We start from the raw sequence: 256 nt of genomic DNA, 5'->3' as shown, positions 1-256 counted from the left end.
CGCCAGTCCCGCACGTTCCTTGTCGAGCGAGTCCCGCTCCTTCCGGATCTCGAACTCCTCCAGCCGCCGCAGACTGCGCAGCCGCATGTTCAGGATCGCCTCCGCCTGACGGTCGGTCAGGCCGAACTCGGCGATCATCACCTGCTTGGGCTCGTCCTCGGTGCGGATGATCTCGATCACGCGGTCCAGGTTCAGATACGCGATCAGATACCCGTCGAGCAGCTCGATCCGGTCGGCGATCTTGTCCAGCCGATGC

Annotated in this window: 1 protein-coding gene; it reads right to left on the bottom strand. The window is 64.5% G+C overall.

All coding sequences use genetic code 11. The features are described from left to right. Positions 1-256: DNA gyrase subunit A (locus tag AC0IYH_RS32625; protein ID WP_471838499.1), on the bottom strand; the 256-nt coding region annotated here is incomplete at both ends.

Source organism: Pseudomonas sp. AC463, assembly GCF_979253585.1.
The sequence above is the reverse complement of the archived record's forward strand: the minus strand, read 5'-3'. Positions and strand labels throughout refer to the sequence as shown.